Origin of the sequence: Pseudoalteromonas sp. S2721 (assembly GCF_005887425.1) — a bacterium.
In the GTDB taxonomy this organism is placed as follows: domain Bacteria; phylum Pseudomonadota; class Gammaproteobacteria; order Enterobacterales; family Alteromonadaceae; genus Pseudoalteromonas; species Pseudoalteromonas simplex.
The window spans coordinates 1-1,675 of record NZ_PNCZ01000096.1 but is presented as its reverse complement, the minus strand read 5'-3'; the positions used below and the strand labels follow the sequence as shown (position 1 = coordinate 1,675).

Here is a 1,675-nt window from a genome sequence, read left to right as displayed (position 1 = left end):
CGCTCCGGTGGTTTGCCCACTGATGAGCGGTGTCACATCATTACTATCGGCCAAGGTATCAAGGCTAATCGTCGGTGCGGTAATGTCGATTTCACCAGTGGCACTGGCTGTTGCTGGGTTACCTGCTTGATCACTGACCGTCGCCGTAACCGTGTATTCTCCTTCTGCTAACAATGTGCTCGCCGCCACTGACCAGGTGCCATTGCTTTGCATCACGGTAGTGACTGTGTGGCTGTTGTTGTTTGCATCGGTAAAGACCACAGTGACTGTACTGCCTTGTGGGGCACTGGCTGTGCCACTAACTGTTGGCGTGGTGTCATTGGTGACGTCTAATGCATTTATATCAATCGCTGGCATGGTGGTATCAATGATACCTGTTCGTGTGGCCGTTCCATCAATGCCGTTTTCTGTCACGGTTGCGGTGACTGTAAAGTCGCCTTCAGCCAAAGCACTGCTTGCTGTGACTGTCCATGTTCCGCCATTAACCGTGGTGGTTAATGTTTCTGCTGGGTTGATACCATCATCAATTACCACGGTCACTACACTGCCATTGACCGCATCACTGGTGCCGTTAATCGTCGGTGTCGTATCATTGGTTTCGCCAATGACATTAATAGTGATACTTGGTGCGGTGGTATCCAGCACCGCGGTGTCATTAGCGGTTGTTTCATTCCCCGCAGCATCGGTGATACTGGCATCAATGCTGATGCTGCCATTGTTTAATGGGCTTGGTACATCTGCTGACCATGTGCCATCTCCCAGTACCGTGGCTGTAAAGGTATAGGTGTTTGTGCCGTCTGAAACACTTAAGTTAACCACACTGCCCGCCGGCTCATTGCTGGTCCCACTGATTGTTGGGGTATCGTCGTTGATGGTACCCAAGCTGTCTATCGCTAAGCTCGGTGGCAAGGTATCGATGCTGCCACTGCCTGTATCGGTGCCAACGTTACCTGCCGCATCAACAATCGTTGCTGTCACGGTATAAGCGCCATCAGGCAAGCTCGGTGCTGTGGCTTGCCACGCCCCATCCGCTTGCACTGTGGCTGTGACGGTATGTGTATCGCTGTTGCTATCCACAATAGATAAGCTCACTACCGTTCCTGCTGGCTCAGTAGAGGTGCCCGTAATAAGTGGCGTGCTGTCATTACCCAAGCCAGTGTCGTTAACCACCACCACTGGGGTTGTGGTATCAATAGAGCCTGTGGCATTGACCGTCGTTGGGTTACCCGCTTCATCACTAATTGTTGCTGATACAGTGTAGCCACCTTCGGCGAGTCCATTCGGTACTTCCACGCGCCAATCACCGCTACTGTCAACGGTTGCGGTCAGTGTTTGTACGGTGCCATCATTATCTGTCACCGTTACCGTCACCGTGCCACCAATTTCATTACTGCGTCCTGTGAACTCAGGCGTCACATCACTGCCCGCCCCAACGCCCGTTAAGGTTAAGCTTGGTGCAATGGTATCAATGACCCCAGTCACCGTTTCTTCTGTAAGGTTACCCACCCCATCACGCACACTGGCGTCAACAGTAAATTGACCATCAGCTAAGACCGTTGTTGGACTCACTGACCAATTACCGCTGGCATCCACTGTCGCTGTCAGGGTGCTGCTATCACCATTGGCATCGGTGACGACCACAGTCACTTGTGCGCCTTCACCTGCATCACTGGTA

Annotated in this window: 1 protein-coding gene; it reads right to left on the bottom strand. The window is 52.4% G+C overall.

What is annotated here, in order from left to right; genetic code table 11:
• Positions 1-1,675 (bottom strand): beta strand repeat-containing protein (locus CWC02_RS20360; RefSeq protein ID WP_171043882.1); only part of this gene is annotated, 1,675 nt, incomplete at both ends.